This is a genomic window from Oleiphilus sp. HI0117 (assembly GCF_001635235.1).
The window spans coordinates 1-1349 of sequence record NZ_LWGA01001090.1; the positions used below are offsets into that span (position 1 = coordinate 1).

General features: G+C 41.7%; 2 protein-coding genes. Both read left to right on the forward strand.

Features of this window, described 5'->3' with window-relative positions; genetic code table 11:
- Nucleotides 1-83: ATP-binding protein (locus A3757_RS28145; protein ID WP_369819578.1), on the forward strand; the 83-nt coding region annotated here is incomplete at its 5' end.
- Nucleotides 84-767: 684 nt separating this feature from the next.
- The coding region (locus tag A3757_RS19585; RefSeq protein ID WP_369819577.1) for a cytosine permease at nucleotides 768-1349 on the forward strand (582 nt) is incomplete at its 3' end.

Below are 1349 nucleotides of genomic sequence, written 5' to 3' on the forward strand. Positions count from 1 at the left end.
ATCGACTAACGCATCACTGTCACATCATTGAAACAGGTAACGAAAGTTACCGCTACAAAGAATCTACTAATAAACGAATTTAAAACTGGAAATAAAAGAAAAGTTCAGGCCATAATCTGGCCTCTCAGGCGGGTCAAAATTAAGTGCAAAAGCCGGGTCAGTTTTACATGCAAATTAACACGCACCATTTAGAACAATATTTTGGCTCACACGCTGCGGAGCATTCTTTGCTATAGCAAGGGCTACCCCTTTTGATACCTCGCAAATACTCACTCCTTTAATTGTGTTTTCACATACATTAGCAATTGTTTGGTTCGATAGAAAGAATAGGATGACAAACAAGAAAAATGGCTTCATTGAGCTAGATTACTCCGTATCTAACAAAAACGTGGTAAGTCGATATAGTTTGAAATTCTGAAATGTTACTGGATTCCCGTGGCATTCTCCATGAATAAGTTTATAAAGCAAGGTGTTTAAGATCGTAACAGCTTTACCAAATTACACATGTAAGTGAAACTATGACAATTGGGCCAAATCTAAAACGAGTGCCAAAGTCTTCTATTGGCACTTTTCTGACCAAGTCTTGCTTAGAATGGTTAGGCCCAAGTCAGACCATTTATTCTAATAGGCCAGCTTGGGTGCTGACTTTTAGGCATTAGTTATATCGTGACCTAACACGTTTAAAGCTCGTTTTCGCCCTAAAAAAGCATTACCCTGTCTAGCTAAATACTCATTTATAAGTACATAAAACTTTTGCTATAGAACTTATGCCTGCCAAACAGAAGATTCTTAAAGTTCGTCGCCACTATAACCAGTGGGTGGCTGACCAAACCCTAGAAGATTACGCCTTACGATTCACCGCTCGTAAAGCTCGGCGTATGGGTATTAGCCGTGTCGGCAAAACCGCTTTAGGGGCGACTGCTTTTTTGGCACTTGAAAGCATTGCTGCAGCGGTAACGATTAACTATGGTTTTGTGAATACCATTGCAGCGATGTTAGTCGTTGCAGCGGTTTTCTTTATTACCGGTTTTCCAATTGCTTACTACTCAGCTAAACACGGTTTAGACATTGATCTTTTGACGCGAGGTGCCGGGTTTGGCTACTTGGGCTCCACAGTCACGTCACTTATTTATGCTTCGTTTACTTTTATCTTCTTTGCGATTGAAGCCGCTATTCTCGCATCGGCTTTACATGCCTTGCTGGGTATTCCGCTATCGATCGGGTATTTCATTTGCGCTGTGGCGGTTATCCCTATTGTGATCCGGGGGATTACCACTATTTCGCGTTTTCAAGTCGGGACGCAAACTCTGTGGTTACTATTACAAATCGCGGCAATCGCTACCGTGATC